Annotated in this window: 15 protein-coding genes and 1 riboswitch; of the genes, 6 read left to right on the top strand and 9 right to left on the bottom strand. The window is 55.8% G+C overall.

Annotation, left to right across the window (positions count from 1 at the left end; all coding sequences use genetic code 11):
• Positions 1 to 14: 14 nt before the first annotated feature.
• From xylR to xylF, 4 genes are all read right to left on the bottom strand, one after another.
• Positions 15 to 1,244, bottom strand: coding sequence for a D-xylose utilization transcriptional activator XylR (xylR, locus tag DCH402_RS00495; protein ID WP_039998954.1), 1,230 nt, complete (start codon positions 1,242 to 1,244; stop codon positions 15 to 17).
• A 188-nt stretch (positions 1,245 to 1,432) separates the two neighbouring features.
• Entirely contained in the window at positions 1,433 to 2,617 is a 1,185-nt protein-coding gene (gene xylH, locus DCH402_RS00490) for a xylose ABC transporter permease XylH (protein WP_039998953.1), read from the bottom strand.
• The gene (locus DCH402_RS00485) at positions 2,595 to 4,136 is read right to left on the bottom strand and encodes a xylose ABC transporter ATP-binding protein (protein ID WP_039998951.1); all 1,542 of its coding nucleotides are present in this window, start codon (positions 4,134 to 4,136) and stop codon (positions 2,595 to 2,597) included. The genes xylH and DCH402_RS00485 overlap by 23 nt, the downstream gene beginning before the upstream one ends.
• Before the next feature lie 74 nt (positions 4,137 to 4,210).
• The gene (gene xylF / locus DCH402_RS00480) at positions 4,211 to 5,206 is read right to left on the bottom strand and encodes a D-xylose ABC transporter substrate-binding protein (protein WP_039998949.1); all 996 of its coding nucleotides are present in this window, start codon (positions 5,204 to 5,206) and stop codon (positions 4,211 to 4,213) included.
• A 365-nt stretch (positions 5,207 to 5,571) separates the two neighbouring features.
• Here xylF and xylA point away from each other — a divergent pair, with 365 nt between their 5' ends.
• Together xylA and xylB are read left to right on the top strand one after the other, a co-directional pair.
• Positions 5,572 to 6,891, top strand: coding sequence for a xylose isomerase (gene xylA, locus DCH402_RS00475; protein WP_039998947.1), 1,320 nt, complete (start codon positions 5,572 to 5,574; stop codon positions 6,889 to 6,891).
• A gap of 302 nt (positions 6,892 to 7,193) precedes the next feature.
• Entirely contained in the window at positions 7,194 to 8,654 is a 1,461-nt protein-coding gene (gene xylB, locus DCH402_RS00470) for a xylulokinase (RefSeq protein WP_039998945.1), read from the top strand.
• 111 nt (positions 8,655 to 8,765) lie between these two features.
• Here the strand turns inward: xylB and exaC are convergent, their stop codons facing one another.
• Positions 8,766 to 10,301 carry an acetaldehyde dehydrogenase ExaC gene (gene exaC / locus DCH402_RS00465; RefSeq protein WP_039998944.1) on the bottom strand — a complete coding sequence of 512 codons (1,536 nt, stop codon included), beginning with the start codon at positions 10,299 to 10,301 and terminating at the stop codon, positions 8,766 to 8,768.
• 366 nt (positions 10,302 to 10,667) lie between these two features.
• Here exaC and fdhD point away from each other — a divergent pair, with 366 nt between their 5' ends.
• From fdhD to DCH402_RS00450, 3 genes are all read left to right on the top strand, one after another.
• Positions 10,668 to 11,486, top strand: a complete 819-nt coding sequence (gene fdhD / locus DCH402_RS00460; protein WP_039998942.1) for a formate dehydrogenase accessory sulfurtransferase FdhD — start codon at positions 10,668 to 10,670, stop codon at positions 11,484 to 11,486.
• A 270-nt stretch (positions 11,487 to 11,756) separates the two neighbouring features.
• Positions 11,757 to 12,383 (top strand): superoxide dismutase [Mn], encoded by a 627-nt coding sequence (gene sodA / locus DCH402_RS00455; RefSeq protein WP_039998941.1) that lies wholly within the window; start codon positions 11,757 to 11,759, stop codon positions 12,381 to 12,383.
• 724 nt (positions 12,384 to 13,107) lie between these two features.
• Positions 13,108 to 14,994 (top strand): methyl-accepting chemotaxis protein, encoded by a 1,887-nt coding sequence (locus DCH402_RS00450; protein WP_039998939.1) that lies wholly within the window; start codon positions 13,108 to 13,110, stop codon positions 14,992 to 14,994.
• Positions 14,995 to 15,085: 91 nt separating this feature from the next.
• Here DCH402_RS00450 and DCH402_RS00445 read toward each other — a convergent pair whose 3' ends face one another.
• From DCH402_RS00445 to DCH402_RS00430, 4 genes are all read right to left on the bottom strand, one after another.
• Positions 15,086 to 15,691, bottom strand: coding sequence for an MltR family transcriptional regulator (locus tag DCH402_RS00445; RefSeq protein ID WP_012767837.1), 606 nt, complete (start codon positions 15,689 to 15,691; stop codon positions 15,086 to 15,088).
• Between the two features lie 85 nt (positions 15,692 to 15,776).
• Positions 15,777 to 16,925 carry a mannitol-1-phosphate 5-dehydrogenase gene (locus DCH402_RS00440; protein ID WP_039998936.1) on the bottom strand — a complete coding sequence of 383 codons (1,149 nt, stop codon included), beginning with the start codon at positions 16,923 to 16,925 and terminating at the stop codon, positions 15,777 to 15,779.
• Positions 16,926 to 17,000: 75 nt separating this feature from the next.
• Positions 17,001 to 18,908 carry a PTS mannitol transporter subunit IICBA gene (locus DCH402_RS00435; RefSeq protein ID WP_039998934.1) on the bottom strand — a complete coding sequence of 636 codons (1,908 nt, stop codon included), beginning with the start codon at positions 18,906 to 18,908 and terminating at the stop codon, positions 17,001 to 17,003.
• Between the two features lie 479 nt (positions 18,909 to 19,387).
• Positions 19,388 to 20,098, bottom strand: coding sequence for a DUF3053 domain-containing protein (locus DCH402_RS00430; protein WP_039998932.1), 711 nt, complete (start codon positions 20,096 to 20,098; stop codon positions 19,388 to 19,390).
• 540 nt (positions 20,099 to 20,638) lie between these two features.
• A riboswitch (guanidine-I (ykkC/yxkD leader) is annotated at positions 20,639 to 20,733 on the top strand.
• A gap of 78 nt (positions 20,734 to 20,811) precedes the next feature.
• Between DCH402_RS00430 and DCH402_RS00425 the strand changes: the two genes are divergently transcribed.
• The gene (locus DCH402_RS00425) at positions 20,812 to 21,867 is read left to right on the top strand and encodes a putative urea ABC transporter substrate-binding protein (protein ID WP_039998931.1); all 1,056 of its coding nucleotides are present in this window, start codon (positions 20,812 to 20,814) and stop codon (positions 21,865 to 21,867) included.
• Positions 21,868 to 21,873 lie beyond the last annotated feature (6 nt).

Here is a 21,873-nt window from a genome sequence, read left to right as displayed (position 1 = left end):
ATAATCCCCGTTGCTCATCGGTAACACCGATAGGTCGTCTGAACATTATCATAGCGACTATCGTCGTAACCGCCTTCACCATAACGCTCACGGTATTCGCGCGGCGTCAGGTCGTAATCTTTGCGAAAAACAGAATAAAAGTACGGTAACGAAGGATACCCGCACATCGTTGAAATCTCGTTAATCGACAACGAGGTCGACACCAGCAGGTTTCTTGCCCTCTCCAGCTTTTCAGCATGGATGATGCCGTGAATCGTTTGCCCGGTTTCATCTTTAAAGCGTTTTTCAAGATTGGAACGCGACAACCCAACCGCATCCAACACCTGTTCCACCTTAATGCCTTTGCAGGCATGATGGCGGATAAAGTGCATCGCCTGAATCACCGCCGGGTCGCGCACCGAACGGTAATCAGTGGAGCTACGTTCCACCACCCGTAACGGTGGCACCAGAACACGTTGCAACGGCAGCGAATAGGGCGCCAGCAACAGCTGGTGCAGCAATTTGGCGGCTCGATACCCCATCTGCCGCGTCCCTTGCGCCACCGAAGATAGCGCGACGCGCGACAGGTAACGGGTGAGTTCTTCATTGTCGATACCAATTACACACAGCTTTTCCGGCACTGCGATATTCAAGTGCTCGCACACCTGCAACAGATGGCGGGCGCGGGCATCCGTTACGGCGATAATACCGGTTTGTGGCGGCAAGGTTTGGATCCAGTCCGCCAACCGGTTCTGGGCATACTGCCAGTTGTCCGGCGACGTCTCCATGCCCTGATACACTACGCCTTGATACTGCTCCGCCGACACCAACTGGCGAAAAGCCTGTTCCCGCTCTTGCGCCCATCGCTTCCCCACCGATATCGGCAGGCCGTAAAACGCGAATCGGTTCAACCCTTTATTTTTGAGATGCAAAAACGCACTCTCCACCAACGCATAATTGTCGGTGGCGATGTAATGCACCGGCGGGTAATCCGGTGGATGGTGATAAGAGCCGCCCACGCCCACCAGCGGCACGCGCACCCCGGATAACAACGCGACAATCGCCGGGTCATCGAAATCCGCGATCACGCCGTCCCCCAGCCAGTCGCGGATATTGTCGATACGGCAACGGAAGTCTTCCTCAATGAAGATATCCCAGTCACACTGAGACGCTTGCAGGTATTCTCCCACACCTTCGACTACCTGCCGGTCGTACACTTTGTTGGCATTAAACAGCAATGTAATACGGTAGCGTTTCTCAAACATGGCGATACGTTCTCGTTGGACAGTGCGATAGCGGGCATCACCTTTCCTCAGGCGAAATCCGGCGTCGAAAGCCGGTCTTTCGCCTAAATAGCACGGCCGACCGGCAGCCCAAAATCCATTTCCTTACTTTGCGAACTGTTTCGCTGATTTTGCCGCAGACGTACCGTCATCCCTGTCATCCACAGTGGTCAGGCTTTGTGCTTGGTGGCGGTATCCATCCACACCGCCAACAGCAAAATGCCGCCCTTGACGATGTACTGCCAAAAGGTGGGCACATCGAGCATACTCATACCGTTATCCAGCGACGCCATGATGAATGCCCCCATCACCGCACCGGCCACACTGCCGACTCCACCCGCCAGACTGGTACCGCCGATGACGCAGGCGGCGATAGCGTCCAGTTCCGCGATATTCCCGGCAGACGGCGACCCGGCTCCCAGTCGGGAACTGAGCACCAGCCCCGCTACCGCCACCATCAGGCCGTTGATGGCGAACACCGTCAGCTTGGTACGCTCGACATTCACCCCCGACAGGCGGGCGGCATCGATATTGCCGCCGACGGCATAAATGCGTCGTCCGAAAGCCGTACGCATCGCCATAAACATGCCGCCCAGCATGATAAGCGTCAGCAGCAGTACCGGTGTCGGCACGCCCCGATAATCATTCAGTAAATAGATAGCGCCCAGTACCAGCACCGCCATCAGCGACTGGCGAGCGGCATCACCGGAAGCCGACGCCACCGGCAACCCCAGATGCCGGCGACGCCGCCGCTGACGCCAGCGCCATACCACAAACAGCGTCAGCCCAACGATACCGAACAAAAATCCCATACCTTCCGGCAAATAACTCTGACCAATCTGCGACATTGCCGGGCTGGTGGGCGATACCGTGGTGCCATTGGTAATACCAATCAGCACGCCGCGAAACGCCAGCATGCCAGCCAGCGTCACAATGAACGACGGCACGCGCCGATACGCCACCCACCAGCCGTTCCAGGCGCCGAGCAACAACCCCAATAACAGCGTCACCGCCACGGTCAGGGGCAACGGCCAGCCGTACCAGACATCCAGAATCGCCGCCACGCCGCCCAGCAGCCCCATCATGGAGCCGACCGACAGGTCGATTTCGGCGGAAATAATCACAAACACCATACCCACCGCCAGAATGCCGGTGATGGCGGTTTGGCGCAGCAGGTTGGAAATATTGCGGGCGCTGAGGTACGCGCCATCGGTCATAAAGGTGAAAAACAGCATGATCGCAATGATCGCCGCGACCATCACCAGCACCTGTAAATTGAAAGAACGCCGACGAGACGTTCCGCCGGAAGACGTCGCCAGTGCAGGCGTACGGTCAGACAGCCAGGTTTTCAGCATGAGGCTCACTCCTTAATGCAGCTTCCATCACCTGCTCCTGCGTCAGGCCGCGGTTGGGTAAATCCGCCTTGAGCCGCCCCTGATGCATCACCAGCACCCGGTCGCTCAGGCCCAACACTTCGGGCAGTTCAGAGGAAATCACGATGACGGCGATCTGTTGCTTCACCAACTGATTGATCAATTTGTAGATTTCATATTTTGCGCCGATATCGATCCCGCGGGTCGGTTCATCCAGAATCAGGATTTTCGGGCGCAACAGCAGGCACTTCGCCAGAATGGCCTTTTGCTGGTTGCCGCCGCTGAGACGGGCAATCGCCAGTTCCGGCGACGCTGTTTTGACTTTCAGATGGGTTATCGACTCCCGCAGGCTGTGCTGTTCATCAGCATCCCGCAACACCGACAGTGCACCGGTGAACTGGTCGAGCGCCGCCAGTGTAATATTCTGCGCCACGCTCATTACCGGAATAATGCCGTCTTTTTTACGGTCTTCCGGCACCATGGCGATCCCCAGCGCCATCGCCTGCCGGCAGTGGCGGATAACGACTGGCTTTCCTTCCACACGGATTTCGCCCTGCCATTGCCCCGGATAGGCACCGAACAGGCACTGAACCGTCTCGGTGCGCCCGGCACCGACCAACCCGGCGATCCCCAGCACTTCACCACGGTGCAGGCTGAACGACACATCGTCTACCCGGCGAATATGCCGGTTGACCGGGTGCCAGGCGGTCAGGTGCTCCACCCGCAACACCTCTTCACCGATCTGATGCGGCTCGTTCGGATACAGCTCCGTCAGCTCGCGCCCCACCATCATGGCGATAATCTGATCCTCGCTGAGCGAATCCGCCGGACAGGTGCCGATGTGCCTGCCATCGCGGATCACGCAGATCACATCGGAAATCGCCTTGACCTCGTTAAGCTTGTGGGAGATGTAGATACAGGCGATACCGTGGTGACGCAGGTCACGCACGATATCCAGCAATACACCGGTTTCCCGTTCGGTCAGCGACGCGGTCGGTTCATCGAGAATCAGCAGCCTGACTTGCTTATTCAGCGCTTTGGCGATCTCCACCAGTTGCTGTTGACCTAACCCCAGTTCGCCGACGCGGGTATTCGGGTCGATATCCAGCCGCACCTGCGCCAGCATAGTCTGACAACGCAGGTACATGGCGTCGTAATCCATCACACCGGCATACGTCCATTCATTACCAAGAAAAATGTTCTCCAGCACTGTCATCTCTTTAACCAGCGCCAGTTCCTGATGAATGATGGCGATTCCTTTCTGCTCGGTATCACGGATATGCCCGGCTCGCAGCTCATCGCCAGCGAATCGGATGCTGCCTTCATAGCTGCCGTAGGGATAAACCGCGCACAGCACTTTCATCAATGTCGACTTGCCGGAACCGTTCTCGCCGCACAGCGACAACACCTGCCCTGCGTCCAGTTGCAGACTGACATTGTCTACCGCTTTCACCGCCCCGAAAGCCTTGGTGATGTTTTTCATTTCCAACAGATACGGCATACCCCCTCCACCTGGCCGATGCCGCACATCCGGCAATACCGCGGCTGCGGTTCGCCGGACGACGAACGAACGGGTTAATAGATATCCGCTTTCTTATGGAATCCGTCGGCGACGACGGTGCTATCGATATTCGCCTTATCGACCGGGATAGGCGTCAACAGGAAGGCAGGCACCTCTTTCTTGCCGTTATTGAGCGTGGCGTTAGACTCCGGTTTTTTCCCCTGCCCCAGCAACACCGCGATAGTCGCCGCGTCCTGCGCCAGTTTGCTAATCGGTTTGTACACGGTCATGGTCTGAGTGCCGGACCCGATCCGCTTGATGGCCGCCAGGTCGGCATCCTGACCGGATATCGCCACCTTGCCGGCCAGGCCCTGAGCGGAGAGCGCCTGAATCGCACCGCCCGCGGTCGCATCGTTCGACGCCACCACCGCATCAATCTTGTTGTTGTTGGCGGTCAACGCGTTTTCCATGATTTTCAGCGCATTTTCCGGCAGCCAGGCATCCACCCACTGGTCGCCCGCGACCTTAATCTTGCCGCTATCAATTAATGGTTTTAATACTTTCATCTGTCCCTGACGGAACAGTTTGGCGTTATTATCAACCGGCGAGCCGCCCATCAGAAAATAACTGCCCTGCGGCACCTTATTAATTAAATATTGTGCCTGAAGCTCTCCGACTTTTTCATTATCAAACGAAATGTAAAAATCGATATCCGCATTATTAATCATACGGTCATAAGCCAGTACTTTTATTCCCTCGCGTTTGGCTTCGGCAATCACGTTACTTAAAACCTGACCGTTATAAGGGATAATCACCAGCACATCGACGCCACGATTAATCATATTTTCTATCTGGGATATTTGCGTTCCTTCATTGCCGTTGGCGGACTGAACAAACACTTTCGCCCCTTTTTCTTCGGCGCTCTTCACAAAAATATTCCGATCTTTCTGCCAGCGCTCAAGACGCAGGTCGTCGATAGCCATACCGATTTTAACCTCTTTGGCGAACCCCGGCTGACCCAGCATGACAAGTGCGGCACAGGCTGACAGTAATACGTGTTTCATTTTCATCGTAGAGTACCTTTGTTATAGGACGGCAGGATAAAAGCGTCACTTCACTTACGGCTACGTTGCGTGAAATTGTTGACAAGAAAAGTCAGGGTCAGCAATTGCTGATTTTTATCTCTGAATTACGTTTTTGGTTTAATTGTTATTTTTTGATAGCGGTCATATTTTCACCGTGTTAACCCCTTTCATCACACCCGTGAGTGCGAGCGGTTTTGCAGATTATTCCGGTTATTTTTTGCGATCACGCGCACATTTAATAATTATCTGAATTTCAGTGTGAAATAACGTAATTGAGGAAACTGGCAGGCAAACCGAATATTGAGACAAGGCTGAAAACAGTCATTCCGGTGGTTTGCAAGGAGATAACAATGCACGCTTATTTTGATCAGATAGAAAAAGTTCGCTTTGAAGGTCAGGGCAGCCGCAATCCGTTCGCCTTCCGCCATTACAACCCCGACGAGGTCATCCTCGGCAAGCGCATGGCCGACCATTTGCGTTTTGCGGTCTGTTATTGGCACACCTTCTGCTGGAACGGTTCCGACATGTTCGGCGCCGGTGCCTTTGCCCGGCCGTGGCAGCAGCCCGGCGACGCGCTGGCGCTGGCGAAACGCAAGGCCGATATCGCCTTCGAATTCCTGCACAAACTGGGCGCGCCCTATTACTGTTTTCACGATGTCGACGTCGCGCCGGAAGGGGGTTCATTGCCGGAATACCTGAACAATTTTGCCGCCATGACCGAGATTCTGGCCGCCAAACAGCAGGAAACCGGAGTGAAGCTGCTGTGGGGCACCGCCAACTGCTTTACCAACCCGCGTTATGCCGCCGGTGCCGCCACCAATCCCGACCCGGACGTGTTCGCCTGGGCCGCGACGCAGGTGTTCACCGCCATGAACGCCACCAAAATGCTGGGCGGTGAGAACTATGTGTTGTGGGGCGGCCGCGAAGGCTATGAAACCCTGCTCAATACCGACCTGCGCCAGGAACGCGAGCAAATTGGCCGCTTCATGCAAATGGTGGTGGAGCACAAACACAAAATTGGCTTCAACGGCACCTTGCTGATCGAGCCCAAACCGCAGGAACCGACCAAACACCAGTACGATTACGATGTCGCCACCGTCTACGGCTTCCTCAAACAGTTCGGGCTGGAAAAAGAGATCAAGGTCAATATCGAGGCCAACCACGCCACGCTGGCGGGGCATACCTTCCATCACGAGATCGCCACCGCGATTGCCCTCGGCATCTTCGGCTCGGTTGACGCCAATCGCGGCGACCCGCAGCTCGGCTGGGATACCGACCAGTTCCCCAATAGTGTGGAGGAAAACGCGCTGGTGCTCTATGAAATCCTGAAAGCAGGGGGATTCACCACCGGCGGCCTTAATTTCGATGCCAAGATCCGCCGCCAAAGCACCGATCGCTACGACCTGTTCCACGCTCACATCGGCGCGATGGACACCATGGCGTTGTCGCTCAAAGTAGCGGCCCGTATGCTGGAAGACGGCGAATTAAACCAGCAGGTCGCCGACCGCTACGCCGGCTGGAATAGCGAGCTGGGCCAGCAAATCCTGCAAGGCAACGCGTCGCTGGAGATGCTGGCAAGCTACGCCACCCGCCACCCGCTTAACCCGCAGCACCACAGCGGGCAGCAGGAACGGCTGGAAAATCTGGTTAATCGCTATCTGTTCGGCTAAATAGGTGTATACCCGTCATACTTCAAGTTGCAGGTGTGTTGGCTGCCCTTACTCACCCCGGTCACTTACTGATGTAAGCTCCCGGGGATTCCCTCGGTTGCCGCGTTACAAGGCTCTTAATGAGCCTTGCCCTAACGGGCCAACGCTTTGCGTTGTTCAACACGCGAGCGTGTTGTCCTGCAACTCGAATTATTTTTGGTATAGGCTGGCGCACGCCCGGTCGTGCAGAAAACCACGTTTGTTGGCGGTATGCGCCGGCGGTACACACCTTCGGGGGTCAGCCTGATAACCAGTGAGGCATTATGTACATCGGCATCGATCTTGGCACATCGGGCGTGAAAGCCATCTTACTACGGGAAAACGGCGACGTGGCGGCCAGCCACAGCGCACCGTTGAGCGTCTCGCGTCCGCATCCGTTGTGGTCGGAACAGGACCCGGAAAAGTGGTGGCAGGCAACCGACGCCGCCCTGAGCGGGTTAGCCGCACAACAGACGTTGCAGGGCGTGCGAGCCATCGGGCTGACCGGCCAGATGCACGGCGCAACGCTGCTGGATGCACAGCAACGGGTACTGCGGCCCGCCATTTTGTGGAATGACGGGCGTAGCGCTGCGCAATGCCAGCAGTTGGAACAACTGGTGCCGGATGCCCGCCGCATCACCGGTAACCTGATGATGCCCGGCTTTACCGCACCGAAGTTGAAATGGGTACAACAGCACGAGCCGGATATTTTTCGGCTCATCGACAAGGTGCTGCTGCCCAAAGATTACCTGCGCTGGCGCCTGACCGGCAATTTCGCCAGCGACATGTCCGATGCGGCCGGCACGCTGTGGATGGATGTCGCCCGACGCGACTGGAACGATGACCTGCTCGCCGCCTGCGGGCTTAATCGCGATCAGATGCCTGCACTATTCGAAGGCAACCAGATTACCGGACAATTGCGCGCCGACATCGCCGCACGCTGGGGTATGCCGCCGGTACCGGTAGTTGCCGGCGGCGGCGACAATGCGGCCGGCGCCATCGGCGTCGGGTTGTATCAAGCCGGGCAGGCCATGCTATCGCTCGGCACGTCCGGCGTTTACTTCGCGGTTAGCGATGGCTTTCTCAGCAATCCCCAGCGCGCCGTTCACAGCTTTTGCCATGCACTGCCCAACAGCTGGCATTTGATGTCCGTCATGCTGAGCGCGGCGTCCTGTCTCGACTGGGCCGCCCGACTCACCCACGCCGATAGCGTGGCGTCTCTGCTCGCCGAAGCCGAGCAGGCGAGTGCAGAAGAAACCGCCACCCCCGTGTGGTTCCTGCCCTATCTGTCCGGCGAACGCACGCCGCACAACAACCCGCAGGCCAAAGGCGCTTTCTGGGGGCTGACGCACTCACATGGTCGCGCCGCGCTGGCGCGCGCGGTGCTGGAAGGGGTGGGGTTTGCACTGGCGGACGGCATGGACGCGCTGCACGCAACCGGGCTTGAGCCTCGGCAGGTCACGCTGATTGGCGGTGGCGCGCGCAGCGCCTACTGGCGACAGATGCTGGCGGATATCAGCGGCAAGACGCTGGAATACCGTACCGGCGGCGATGTCGGCCCGGCGCTGGGTGCAGCAAGGCTGGCGCAAATCGCACTGAATCCGGCCATACCGCAGGCACAGTTACTGCCTGCTTTACCACTGGAGCAAGTCCACCAGCCGGACCCAACGCGTCATGCGCAGTACGCACAGCAGCGCACCGTATTCCGCCGGCTTTACCAGTCTCTGTTGCCGCTGATGTCCTAATTTTCCCTCTGGACGGGTGTTAACTCAACTCGTCCAGATATCGTGCAAAAGAAAGGGGCTGCAGATGCAGCCCCTGTATCGTCTGTCAGGTGACAACGCACGGTTGTTGGCTTAGAACAGGCCGACCGGCTTCTCGGAGTAACTCACCAGCAGGCATTTGGTCTGTTGGTAGTGTTCCAGCATCATTTTGTGGGTTTCACGCCCGATACCAGACTGTTTATAGCCGCCGAACGCTGCATGCGCCGGGTAGGCATGGTAACAGTTAGTCCAGACGCGGCCGGCCTGAATGCCGCGCCCCATGCGGTAGGCGATGTTAGCGTTACGGCTCCATACCCCGGCTCCCAGACCGTACGGCGTGTCGTTGGCTATCGCCAGCGCCTCCTCCGGCGTTTTGAAGGTGGTTACCGCCAGCACCGGCCCGAAGATCTCTTCCTGGAACACCCGCATGCTGTTCTGGCCGAACAGAATCGTCGGCTCCAGATAATAGCCCTGCGCCAGATCACCCGGCAGCAGTTTGCGATGCCCGCCGGTCAGTACCTGCGCGCCTTCTTTCTTACCGATATCAATGTAATTCAGAATGGTGTCCAACTGCCCGGCCGATACCTGCGCCCCCATCATGGTCTGGCTATCGAGCGGGTTACCGACCCGAATAGACTCGACGCGTTTGATGGCACGCTCCATAAACCGTTCGTAGATAGACTCCTGAATCAACGCCCGACTTGGGCAGGTACAGACTTCGCCCTGGTTGAAGGCAAACAACGCGAACCCTTCCAGCACCTTGTCAAAGAAGCTGTCTTCCTGATCCATGACGTCGGCAAAGAAGATATTCGGCGATTTACCACCCAGTTCCAACGTTACCGGAATAACGTTTTGCGCCGCATACCCCATGATCTGTTGGCCGACTTCAGTCGAGCCGGTAAAGGCGACTTTGGCGATACGCGGCGAGGTTGCCAGATATTCGCCGATCTGCCCACCCGCACCGTTAACCACATTGAGTACGCCCGGCGGCAGAATATCCTGAATCAGCTCCATCAACAGCAGCACCGACAGTGGGGTCAGTTTGGCGGGTTTGAGCACGATGCAGTTACCGGCGGCCAACGCCGGCGCCAGCTTCCAGCAGGCCATCAGCAGCGGGAAGTTCCAGGGAATAATCTGCCCGACGACGCCGAGCGGTTCGTGGAAATGGTAGGCGACCATATCGTGGTCGATTTCGCTGATCGCCCCTTCCTGTGCACGAATACAGGCGGCAAAGTAGCGGAAATGATCGATACCCAGCGGTACGTCGGCATTCAGGGTTTCCCGGATCGGTTTCCCGTTATCCCAGGTTTCCGCACTGGCCAACAGCGCCAGATTGGCTTCCATACGATCGGCTATTCGATTGAGGATCTGCGCCCGCTCACGCGTAGAGAGCGCCCCCCACTCGGCACTGGCCTTGTGAGCGGCATCCAGCGCATGATCCACATCGCGGCTACTGGAACTGGCAACCTCACATAGCGGTTGCCCGGTTACCGGCGTCAGATTGACGTAATATTCGCCGCCGGAGGGAGGAACCCATGCGCCGCCGATAAAGTTGTCGTAGCGCTTTTTCAGTGTAAGGGCGGGGCCGTATTCACCGGGTTGTACCCGGCTTGCATTATCGATATCCATTCCGTTCTCCTTTGGTAACACGAAGTGTCATTGCAGGAAGATACCCGGCCTCATGCCGGTGCCCCTGCGCCGCGGCAGCCAGACTTCGCCGACGCAAACGCCGACAAAGATAAACCCTATATCTGGCTGATAAGTCCTCACAGAAAATAATGGTTAAATCGTATACAGTGTTGCAGGGTTGTAAAAGCCCTGTAGCAGTAAAAAATATCAGTCTTCGACACAGCGCACAGTTTGTTATCCCCGCATCTGCGCCATCACTTTTACACTCAATGGGATAGCAGGGCATTGACGGGATAAAAATTCGCATCGCCGCCACGGCGGTGAAATAATGTCGAAATAGATTCCCCCAACAACAGGCACAACACAGTGAACAGTGATGATTCTCAGGGCGTTGCAGAGCGTTCCGGCGCCTGCCAGCACAGCGTCTGGCGTCAGGGTGCGCTGGATTTGCCGCAGCAGGACTGGCTGGCGGAAGAAGTGCCGGTCGCGCTGGTTTACAACGGCATTTCGCACGTCGTGATGATGGCGTCGCCAAAAGATCTGGAGCCGTTCGCGCTCGGCTTCTCTTTGTCGGAAGGCATCATTGAGTCAGCTCAGGATATCTATGGCATGGATGTCGTGCCGGTGTGTAACGGCATCGAAGTACAAATAGAGCTTTCCAGCCGCCGTTTTGCCGGGCTAAAAGCACGGCGGCGAGCGATGGACGGGCGTACCGGCTGCGGCGTCTGTGGAGTGGAACAACTGGCGGAAATCGGCAAGCCGGTGTCGCCGCTGCCGTTCACGCAACATTTCTCCTTGTCTCGCCTGGAGCCCGCATTACAGGCGTTGAAAAACGTACAGCAGGCAGGTGCGTTGACCGGTGCGACTCATGCCGCCGCCTGGCTATCGCCGCAAGGGGAGTTGCTGGGCGGTTGTGAAGACGTAGGCCGCCACGTGGCGCTGGACAAACTGCTGGGAACGCGGGCACGTCAGCCCTGGCAGCACGGTGCCGCGCTGGTATCCAGCCGCGCCAGTTATGAAATGGTGCAAAAATCCGCCATGTGCGGCGTGGAAATTCTGTTTGCGGTCTCCGCCGCCACCTCACTGGCCGTAGAAGTCGCCGAGCGCTGCAATCTGACACTGGTCGGCTTCTGCCGTCCTGGGCGCGCCACCATCTATACCCATCCGCAACGGTTGCAGCCATAACGGCTGCGCCGGGTATAGCTTAGATCAATTTGTTGTTAGCTCACCCAATTATGGTATAACCGATTGTAATGATAGGATAAAACCCCACATCAAACCGGTTTTCGCCGCGAATAATCGTTTTCAAGATCATTTAATTAACTATAATGAACTTAATGCTTACGCGGCGCTAACAAACGACGGTGCCACACAAACCAGTCACAAACGCCTTGTGCATGATAACGATTTGTACATGACAAGAATTTGCGCACCACAACAATGGAGATGCTAAACATGAGTTATTCACTGCCGTCCCTGCCTTATGCTTATGACGCACTGGAGCCGCACTTCGACGCACGGACGATGGAGATTCATCACTCCAAACACCATCAGGCTTACGTCAATAACGCTAACGCAGCGCTGGAATCCCTGCCTGAATTCGCCGGCCTGTCTGCCGAAGAGTTGATTACCAAACTGGATCAACTGCCGGCCGATAAAAAAGGCCCGCTGCGTAATAACGCCGGCGGCCATGCCAACCACAGCCTGTTCTGGAAAGGGTTGAAGCTGGGCACCACGCTGGAAGGCGAACTGAAAGCGGCGATTGAACGTGATTTCGGCAGCGTTGACGCGTTCAAAGAAAAATTCGAGCAGGCCGCAGCAACCCGTTTCGGTTCCGGCTGGGCGTGGCTGGTACTGAAAGATGACGGCAAGCTGGCTGTCGTTTCCACCGCCAACCAGGACAGCCCGCTGATGGGCGAAGCGATTTCCGGCGCATCCGGCTACCCGATCATCGCACTGGACGTGTGGGAGCACGCTTACTACCTGCAATACCAGAACCGTCGCCCGGACTACATTAAAGCGTTCTGGTTCGTCGTAAACTGGGACGAAGCGGCTAAACGTTTCGCAGAAGCGAAAAAGTAAGACATATACCCTAAATAATTCGAGTTGCAGGACAACACGCTCGCGTGTTGAACAACGCAAAGCGTTGGCCCGTTAGGGCAAGGCTCATTAAGAGCCTTGTAACGCGGCGACGCAGCGAATCCCTGGGAGCTTACTCAAGTAAGTGACCAGGGTGAGCGACAAATCTGCCGGGAGCAGATTTGAACGCAGCTCGCTGCGGCCCGTAGGGCGAGGCCCAGGGATGGGCCGAGTAATAAAGCCAACGCACCTGCGACTTGAAGTATGACGGGTATAATTTCCACACCGGAAATTAATCCCGACAAACCCGGAATAACCTTCGTTATACCGGGTTTTTTTTATTTTGTTTTTCGGATCAATAATGGAAAAAACAGTATAAAGTTTTAGTAGGGTACGCCGATAGATTCAGCGTGTTCTCCCCGCAGTCTATACACAACTGCCATGGTGGCATTTTATATACGTTATAGATTTCAGGACATGGTGAAACGGCAGGTAGATAAAGCTTCATTCGCCCACTCAGGCCGGCGAATGAAAAAAAACAAATCCATCGGAAGCAGATTTGAGCACAGCTCGCTATCTTTACAATGACAAGCTCGGTCAGGAAGGCCGAAAACCAACAGCTGGCTTATTCGTATCGTGATACAAAGCCAAGTCTGTCAGCGTGCTAATCATAAAGAGCCTGGTACCTTACTTAGTCACTCAGCCTATCTACGATGGAAGAAAATCAATGGCTATAAAACTCGAAAATATCAAAGTCGGCAGGAAGTTAGGATTAGGGTTTTCCCTGATTCTGCTACTGACCGTTATCATTGCCGCCGTGAGTGTTCGCTATATCGAAACACTGAAAGGGCGTTTTGAAAAAGTTATTTTTAGCAACCAAATTAATAATGAGGTGAGTGAAGCCCGTTATTATCGGTTGCTATACGGCACCAGTTATAACCCGGATAGTCTTAAAGAGAATAGTAAACATATTGATAACATCATCGGGTTAATATCTTCTATTCAGGGTAAAAACTGGCGAAGCGATTACGACGAGCGGCTGGATAATATCAATAAGTTGATTAATCAGTATAAAGAAAGACGGAAAAACTATACCGACGCCGTCGCCAAAAAAGATGACGTCAGAAAAAGCTGGAACCTGTCCGATTCTGAAAAGCCGCTCAAGCAAATAGAACAGCAGGTAGCCGGCAATATGCCTTTGCAGTTGCAACTGACCTCACTGCACCAGAAACTGGTTAACGTCCGCTATCTGGTGCGCGGCCTGTTGTTATCGTTGAACAGCGACGCGGAAAAACCGCTGATTAGCGCACTGGACGACGCTCAAAAAGCGCTTGGCCAATTCGTCCAGGCACTGACGCCGGAACAGCAAGCGATTATGGCGCCGGTTGTTTCTACACTGTCGACGTATAAAACGCAGGTCATGGCTTATCTGCCGGCTTATCAGGAAGAAATGGCGCAAGGTAAGTTACTGGGTGATACCGCCAATCTGCTTATCGACAACGTCAATAAGATGGTCGCCGAAGAAACCGCCGCTACCCAGAACGATATCATCAGCGCCGAATGGCAGATTGCCATCACCTCGCTTATCACGCTGATACTCGGCGCGCTGATTGCCTGGTATATCTCCCGCCAAATCACCCACCCCTTGAACAACACCGTGGCCATCGCCGAGAGTATCGCCACCGGCGATTTGACCGTCGCCATTGAAACAACGCGCCGCGACGAACTGGGCATGTTGTTTAGCGCTATGGCAAAAATGAAGGCCAATCTGCATAACATGATTGACGATATTCGTATGGGGGTCAGCCAGATTACTACCGCCGCCAGCGAAATCGTCACCGGTAATAACGATCTGGCCGCGCGTACCGAATCTCAGGCGGCGTCCGTTGAAGAAACCGCCGCCAGTATGGAAGAACTCACGTCCACCGTGAAACAAAACGCCGCCAACGCGCATCAGGCCAATAAACTGGTGTTGGATGCCACCCATACGGCGCAGGAAGGCGGTAAGCTGGTCGCTGATGTGGTGCAAACCATGTCCGATATTGAAGGCAGCTCCAAACGTATTGCGGAAATCACCTCCGTTATCAACGGTATTGCATTCCAGACCAATATTCTGGCGCTGAACGCGGCGGTGGAAGCGGCGCGGGCGGGTGAGCAAGGGCGTGGTTTCGCCGTGGTTGCCAATGAAGTGCGTAATCTTGCTCAGCGCAGTTCGCAGGCAGCCAAAGAGATTGAAGGCTTGATCTCCACCTCGGTCGAGCAGGTCTCGAAAGGGGCGCATCTGGTTCACTCGGCGGGTAAAACCATGCAGGAGATTGTGACTGCGGTAACGCATGTACACGACATCATGGGGGAAATTACGATTGCGTCCGACGAGCAAAGCCGCGGTATCGCTCAGGTCAATCAGGCGATTGTCGAGATGGACAGCACCACCCAACAAAACGCCGCACTGGTGCAGCAATCTTCTGCGGCAGCCAGCTCACTGGAAGACCAGGCCATGATGCTCTCCAATACGGTATCGGCTTTCCGTCTCTCCTCGTCCCACGAACTGGCGCCAGCCAGTCACGGTTTGCCGTTCGCCGGCCACCAGCAACAGTTATCTTATAAGCATTAAAACCGGCGATAGCGCAAAGCGCGAAAATAGAAAGATAAACAAAGGGCAACCCGAATAGGTTGCCCTGTTTTATTGTGGTGATTCGCTGAAATCAGAATGCCTTTTTCAGGCTGATGCCGGCGATAAGTTCAGTCAGCGACAATACCAGCGTGGAGCGCACCATCTGTTGATAACGCTGCTGTTGCATGGCCGCCAGCAGCGCATCGTCGGGATCAACGCCGGACGGCGGTATCGGCGACGGCGGCAGGCTGCTCACGCAATGCAACTCGCTGATCGGCCCCAGGATTTCGTCATCAGTAAACCGATACGCGTGCTCATCGTGGGCCAATTCCTCGCCCAACGCCATCAGCAGTTCCGTATCTTCATACTCTTTGCGGCTAATCATGCCCAGCCCGTAAATCAGCTTTAACCGCACCGACAGTTCGCCCAGCGGCCCGCTGCCGGATAACAACGGCTCGACGGCGTACTTCACGGCATAGTCGTCTTTACGAAACGCCTGCAACATCAACAGGCTGACGGCTTCAGCCAATAATTCGACCGCCATCAGCATAAAACTTCTGACTGTCTTCGATGCATTCAGGGATTCCAGTACCCGATTTTCAAATGCCTGCGTATCGTCCATCGTCGCTTCTCGTACGTTAATTCTGCGCACAGTATTGCCCCCTGCGCGGTGGAGCGGCTGACGCCACGAGGGCATGGTTTTTCATCGCCAACGCCCTCCCTATCCAACGCAATCGATTGAAAAGCAGGGACACAGCCTGACCTGTGCCGAGACGCGCCGATTATTGCATGGCGTTATACACACTCACCGCTTTTCCGACAACCTCGCTATCAGCGTCCAGACCTGAAATCTGCGCCAGTGCAGCCTGCGGCCCCGCGGAAGCAATTAACGCCGCCAGTTCCTGCGCCTGCGGATCCTGCTCGCTACGGTAGTGCATCGCCGCGGCAATCCCCTGGATCAGATTATCGTGCGGCAGGCCGTATTCCAGCGTACCCAGCAGTGGTTTGATCAGCCGATCGCCGGCGCTGAGCTTACGCAACGGCTGACGGCCGACGCGTTCCACCTCGTCGTGCAGCCACGGGTTTTCAAAACGGGTAAGAATTTTGCAGATATAAGCCTGATGCTTATCGGCATCAAAACCATAGCGACGAATCAGTACGCCACCGCTCTCTTCCATCGCACCCTGCACGACCTGGCGGACCGCCGGGTCCAGAATCGCATCGCGGATGGTGCCGTGCCCGGCACGCTGGCCGAGATAGGCGGTAATCGCATGGCCGGTGTTAAGGGTGAACAGCTTGCGTTCAACGAAAGCCATCAGGTTATCGGTCAGCTCCATACCGGCGATCGCCGGCGGCTCGCCGGTAAACTGGGTTTTATCCACGATCCATTCGCTGAAGGTTTCCACCGTCACCGCCAGCGGGTCGGATTCGCCCGCTTCGGCCGGCGGCACAATACGGTCTACCGCCGAATCCACGAAACCGACATGCTGCGCGACCCACGCCTGCGTATTCTCCGGCAGTTGCGCCAGCACATGCTGTTTGAGCTGGCTGGTGCCTCGCACCATGTTCTCGCAGGCAATGATATTCAGCGGCGAGGTATTACCGCTTTCCTGACGCTTCACCAGCCCCTGAGCAATCGCCCCGGCGATCTTCGCCAGTATCTGCGGCCCCACCGCCGTCGTCACCAGGTCAACCTCGGCAATCAGTTCAACCGCCTGCGGGCTGCCGCTGTGTACCGCATTAACCTGATTAACCGTTTCCACACGCTGCTGTTCGCCGACAATCCGCACCGGATAGCTGCCACGCTGATTGATGGCATCCAGCAACGGCTGATTCACATCGGCAAACGTCAGGGCAATGCCGGCATCCGCCAGCAGCTTGCCGATAAACCCACGGCCGATATTGCCGGCCCCAAAATGTAATGCTTTCATCATGCATAACCTTACTGCTGAGATTTAACAATCCGTGAAAGAAAGCGCCGCCCGAAGGCGGCACTTTTTTATCTGTCAGGCAGGAGATTTGCCGGAGAGCAGGTCAAGGACATCCTGCACATTCTCCGTTTGAGCCAGCCGTTCTATGACTGACTCATCATCCAGCGCACTGGTGAGGTTGGTGATAACCTGCACATGTTCGTTGTTGCGAGCCGCGATACCGATGACCAGGCGGGCCACGTCATCCTCATCGTCGCCGAAGCGCACCCCTTGCGGGTACTGGCAGAACACCACGCCGGTTTTCAGTACGCGGTCCTTGGCTTCAATCGTCCCGTGCGGCACGGCGATCGACTCACCCAAATAGGTAGACGTCAGTTTCTCACGCTCCAGCATCGCATCGACATACGCCGGCTCAACATACCCGCCTTTTACCAGTTGTTCGCCGGCAAAGCGGATAGCCTGTTCTTTATCCGCCGCCTGCAAGTTCAGGAAGACGTTTGTTTCCGTCAGTTGGAACAGCGCCTGCGGCGCGGCGGCCGGTTCAACGGCTGGGGCCGCCTGAGCCGGTTTAACGCTGCCGGACTGCGCGGCCTGCAAGCGGGCCACCAAATCGTTGTACAGATGGCTATCGAGGAAGTTGGTCAGCGAAATATGCTGTGCCTGCGGTGCATGACGCATAGCACGTTCCGTCAGGTCGCGGTGCGTAATCACCAGATCCACATCGTCCGGCAAATTATTGATGGCGCAGTTGGTCACTGAAATAGCCTGCAAGCCTGCATCCTGCACTTTTTTACGCAGTACCCCGGCGCCCATCGCGCTGGACCCCATACCCGCATCGCAAGCAACGATGATTTTACGCACGGTCCCCAGATCGCCGCTTACGCCGCCGACCGCCTGACCTTTGGAGGCGGATTTCATCTCCTGCATGCGGCGAGTCGCCTGCTCCAGTTCATCATCATCCTTCACTTTGCTGCTTTTCAACAGGATGGCCGACACCACAAAGGAGACCGCAAAAGCAGCGGCAATAGCCGTGATATTAGCGAAATACGCGCCTTTCGGCGTCATCGCCAATACCGCCAGGATGGAACCCGGCGACGCCGGCGATACCAGACCGCCATTCAACAGGCCCAGTGTGAACACACCGGTCATACCGCCGAGAATAACGGCGATGATCAGACGCGGGTTCATCAGTACATACGGGAAGTAGATTTCATGGATCCCGCCGAGAAAGTGGATGATGGCCGCGCCCGGCGCAGACTGTTTAGCGTTGCCACGCCCGAACAGCATGTACGCCATCAGCACGCCCATGCCCGGACCGGGGTTGGCCTCGATCAGGAAGAAGATCGATTTCCCGGCTTCCGTCGCCTGCTGGATGCCCAGCGGCGAGAAGATACCGTGGTTAATGGCGTTATTCAGGAACAGGATCTTCGCCGGTTCAACGAAAATCGACGCCAGCGGCAGCAGGTTGTTCTGCACCATCAGGTGCACGCCGGCAGCCAGAATACGCGACAGCGCTTCAACTAATGGGCCGATCGCCAGAAACGACAGGATAGCCAGCAACATGCCGATGATACCGGCGGAGAAGTTGTTGACCAGCATCTCAAAGCCGCTTTTGATTTTGCCGTCCACCGCCGCATCAAAGCGCTTGATCGCCCAGCCACCCAACGGACCGGCAATCATGGCGCCGAGGAACATCGGAATATCGGTACCGACGACGACACCCATAGTAGTAATCGCGCCGACCACGCCGCCACGCTCACCCCCGACCAGACGGCCGCCGGTAAAACCAATCAGCAACGGCAACAGATAGGTGATCATCGGGCCGACCAGCTTGGCCAGCGTCGCGTTAGGGATCCATCCGGTAGGAATAAACAGTGCTGTGATAATCCCCCAGGCAATAAAGGCGCCGATATTCGGCATCACCATATTGCTCAGGAAGCGGCCAAAATTCTGCACCTTGACCTTGGTATCTGGTGAGAGCATAGCGATACACCCCTTTGAAGCGCGCGGCGGAAAGCGTTCGCGCGATAATTATTGATTGTTAGACAGCGTGATGACTTCCGTCGGCGTCATGAGGTCGCGTGCCGCTATGACTGTTTTATGGCGCGTCGTGAAGCGACATCCCGTGACGGCGAAAAACCCCAATAGCGTGGCCCCAAAAACCCGTTATCACAGCGGACTCTAGCACGTGATTTCCAGACCGCAACCCGAGGAAAAAACGTGATCAAAATCACATAAATAACCCACAAGTCAGCCACAAATAAGTGACATGATTCACAAAAAAATAATAAAGAGGGGTTGTCGCTCAGAAAAAAACAATCCACCAACGACAAAAGGTGATAAATATCACACTTTATTGAATTGGATTTATGCTGTATATGTGATTTAAATCACAATATATTTGCGAACCGGCCGGTCTTCACACGAAAACCGGCCCATATCGCAAGCAGTAACAAGCGGTATTAGCGAGGCAGGAAATTCTGAGATTTGAGAGTGGTAAACAGTTTTTGCTGCTGATTAGCAATATCCGTCATCAAACTGTTGTACTGGTCCACCTGCTGCTGGGTGTGGAACTGCACGCCGTTGTTGCCAAATACCGCCTGATTGCCTTGAGCCTGCAGATAATCACCCACCTGCACAACGCTCTGCGCAAATGAGGTACTGGCCGGCACTACCGTCACCATCGCATTGGCCGGCAAAGAAACGGCGCGGTTGTAGACCTTGTCATACACCGTCTGCAACTCTTCCGACTGCTTCAGCGCCTTGCGGGCGTTGTCTGCCTGGGTTTTCGCGTTCTGCACCTGCGGGCTCAGCATGTTGAGGCCGCCAAGCGCCTGACGCAGGTTATCGCGCTGCGTCATGTAATCCTGCGGTACGCGAATGCGGGATACCACATCCAGCACCGGCGTCAGACTGGCCGCCAGCGCCTGATCCAGTTGCTGGTTGAAACCGGTCATCACCGCATAATCCTGGGTAAATCGCCCGAAGCTCTGTTTCTGCTGTTCAGTCAACGCAGGCAACTGACGCCCTTCCTGTTGTGAAACCCCCTGCAGGAAAGTGATGAACGCCTGACGTGCGTCCTTATCTTTGTCGCCGCAAGCCGACAGTTGCAATGCCATAACCAACATAACCACTGGCAGCAGCCAGCGCGAACGGTAATCCGCCAACATCATTACTACTCCTGTTTATTTTCACTACCCTGACTCGGCGGCCTTCTTTCATCACCAACGAGCCATCACCCGACGAGTCATGTCGCCATAAGCGTAACCGAACCCGTGCCGCATGGCACAGGCGACGCCTGTTTTTTTCACCCGACAGCCTGCTCATTCATCAAGAATCACTATTCTACGCCGGATCGGTGCCGTACCACCTGCAGAATCCTCTGTTCTGTTCTAGCCATGCGCGCACAGTTGCACACTATCTCGCACATAACACACTATCTTGCTTGCACATAACACGCCATCTTGCACATAAAGCATCTTGCACATAAATAGTGCACCCCGGCAATGCACACTGAGCACCGAGAGCAATCCCTCCGCCCGTTAACCTGCCGTCTTGCTTCATGACGAATTTTTTAATCAATTGAAAGATAAATCAAAATAAAACAAATCTCCCCCAGAGTTCTTATCCTGCCACGCAAGCTGGCAAGTATTTTGCTTTATATCGCTGGCAGCAGGAGCGATAGCGGGCAACCGGTGTCGCCAGACAATTTGGAAATGGGTGACTAGGGTTCCGGCTTCACTGCGCAGGTCCGAGAGTCACCGACCGCCCTCTGGCGGTTACACGGCGGGAAAAAAGCCCGGGAGGATACAGCGAGATACATGCTCGCCGCCCTCCTGCTTTTTCTTTCTTTAATGATTGCGCCCAACGTCAGAGGAAATTCACCATGAAAACGATTCTACGATTACTGCTTGTTTGCGCGCTGGCGTTGTGCAGCCTTGGCGTGCAGGCCGCCGACAAACCCGCCTTTAAACTCTGCTGGTCTATCTACGCCGGCTGGATGCCTTGGGATTACGCCCAGCAGCACGGCATTATCAAAAAATGGGCCGACAAATACGGCATCGATATCCAGTTTGTACAGGTCAATGATTACATCGAATCGGTTAACCAATACACCTCCGGCGGTTTTGACGGCTGCGCCATGACCAACATGGACGCCCTGACCATCCCAGCCGTCGGCGGCGTAGACAGCACCGCGCTTATCGTCGGCGACTACTCAAACGGCAACGACGGTATTCTGATCAAAGGCACCAATAACCTGAACGCGCTCAAGGGTAAGCCGATTAACTTGGTGCAGTTGTCGGTTTCGCATTACCTGCTGGCGCGGGCGCTGGAAAAGAACGGCATGAGCGAAAAGAACATCAAGGTGGTGAATACCGCCGATGCCGATCTGGTCGCGGCGTTCGGCACACCTGATGTTCAGGCCATCGTCACCTGGAACCCGCTGCTGGCAGAAGCGAAGAAACAGCCGGGCAGCCAACTGGCGTTTTCTTCCGCACAAATTCCCGGCGAGATCCTCGATTTGCTGGTGGTCAACACCGCCACGCTGAAAAAACACCCTGAGCTGGGTAAGGCGCTGACCGGCGCCTGGTATGAAACCCTGCAAGTCATGTCTGGCGACAGCGACGGCGCCCGTCAGGCCCGCACCTTCATGGGGCAAGCCGCCGGTACCGATCTGGCCGGATTTGACGAACAACTGGCCGCCACCCACCTGTTCGCAACCCCGAAACAGACGCTGGAATTCGTCCAAAACGCCCAGTTGAAAACCACCATGCAGTCTGTAGCGGAGTTTTCCTTCCGTCACGGCTTATTGGGCGAGGGCGCGCTGGGTGCCGACATCGTGGGTGTCGCCACGCCGGCGGGCGTGTGGGGCAACACCGGCAACGTCAAACTGCGTTTCAGCGACGAATTCCTGAAACTGGCTGTCGACAACAAGCTGTAATACGGG

Origin of the sequence: Dickeya chrysanthemi NCPPB 402, from assembly GCF_000406105.1 — a bacterium.
GTDB classification, from domain to species: Bacteria; Pseudomonadota; Gammaproteobacteria; order Enterobacterales; family Enterobacteriaceae; genus Dickeya; species Dickeya chrysanthemi.
This window is presented reverse-complemented; position numbering and strand designations above follow the sequence as displayed.

Coding starts and splice junctions, on each gene's coding strand:
- xylR (WP_039998954.1), bottom strand. CDS start 1,244: ATGTTTGAGAAACGCTACCGTATTACATTGCTGTTTAATGCCAACAAA.
- xylH (WP_039998953.1), bottom strand. CDS start 2,617: ATGCTGAAAACCTGGCTGTCTGACCGTACGCCTGCACTGGCGACGTCT.
- DCH402_RS00485 (WP_039998951.1), bottom strand. CDS start 4,136: ATGCCGTATCTGTTGGAAATGAAAAACATCACCAAGGCTTTCGGGGCG.
- xylF (WP_039998949.1), bottom strand. CDS start 5,206: ATGAAAATGAAACACGTATTACTGTCAGCCTGTGCCGCACTTGTCATG.
- xylA (WP_039998947.1), top strand. CDS start 5,572: ATGCACGCTTATTTTGATCAGATAGAAAAAGTTCGCTTTGAAGGTCAG.
- xylB (WP_039998945.1), top strand. CDS start 7,194: ATGTACATCGGCATCGATCTTGGCACATCGGGCGTGAAAGCCATCTTA.
- exaC (WP_039998944.1), bottom strand. CDS start 10,301: ATGGATATCGATAATGCAAGCCGGGTACAACCCGGTGAATACGGCCCC.
- sodA (WP_039998941.1), top strand. CDS start 11,757: ATGAGTTATTCACTGCCGTCCCTGCCTTATGCTTATGACGCACTGGAG.
- DCH402_RS00450 (WP_039998939.1), top strand. CDS start 13,108: ATGGCTATAAAACTCGAAAATATCAAAGTCGGCAGGAAGTTAGGATTA.
- DCH402_RS00445 (WP_012767837.1), bottom strand. CDS start 15,691: ATGCCCTCGTGGCGTCAGCCGCTCCACCGCGCAGGGGGCAATACTGTG.
- DCH402_RS00440 (WP_039998936.1), bottom strand. CDS start 16,925: ATGAAAGCATTACATTTTGGGGCCGGCAATATCGGCCGTGGGTTTATC.
- DCH402_RS00435 (WP_039998934.1), bottom strand. CDS start 18,908: ATGCTCTCACCAGATACCAAGGTCAAGGTGCAGAATTTTGGCCGCTTC.
- DCH402_RS00430 (WP_039998932.1), bottom strand. CDS start 20,098: ATGATGTTGGCGGATTACCGTTCGCGCTGGCTGCTGCCAGTGGTTATG.
- DCH402_RS00425 (WP_039998931.1), top strand. CDS start 20,812: ATGAAAACGATTCTACGATTACTGCTTGTTTGCGCGCTGGCGTTGTGC.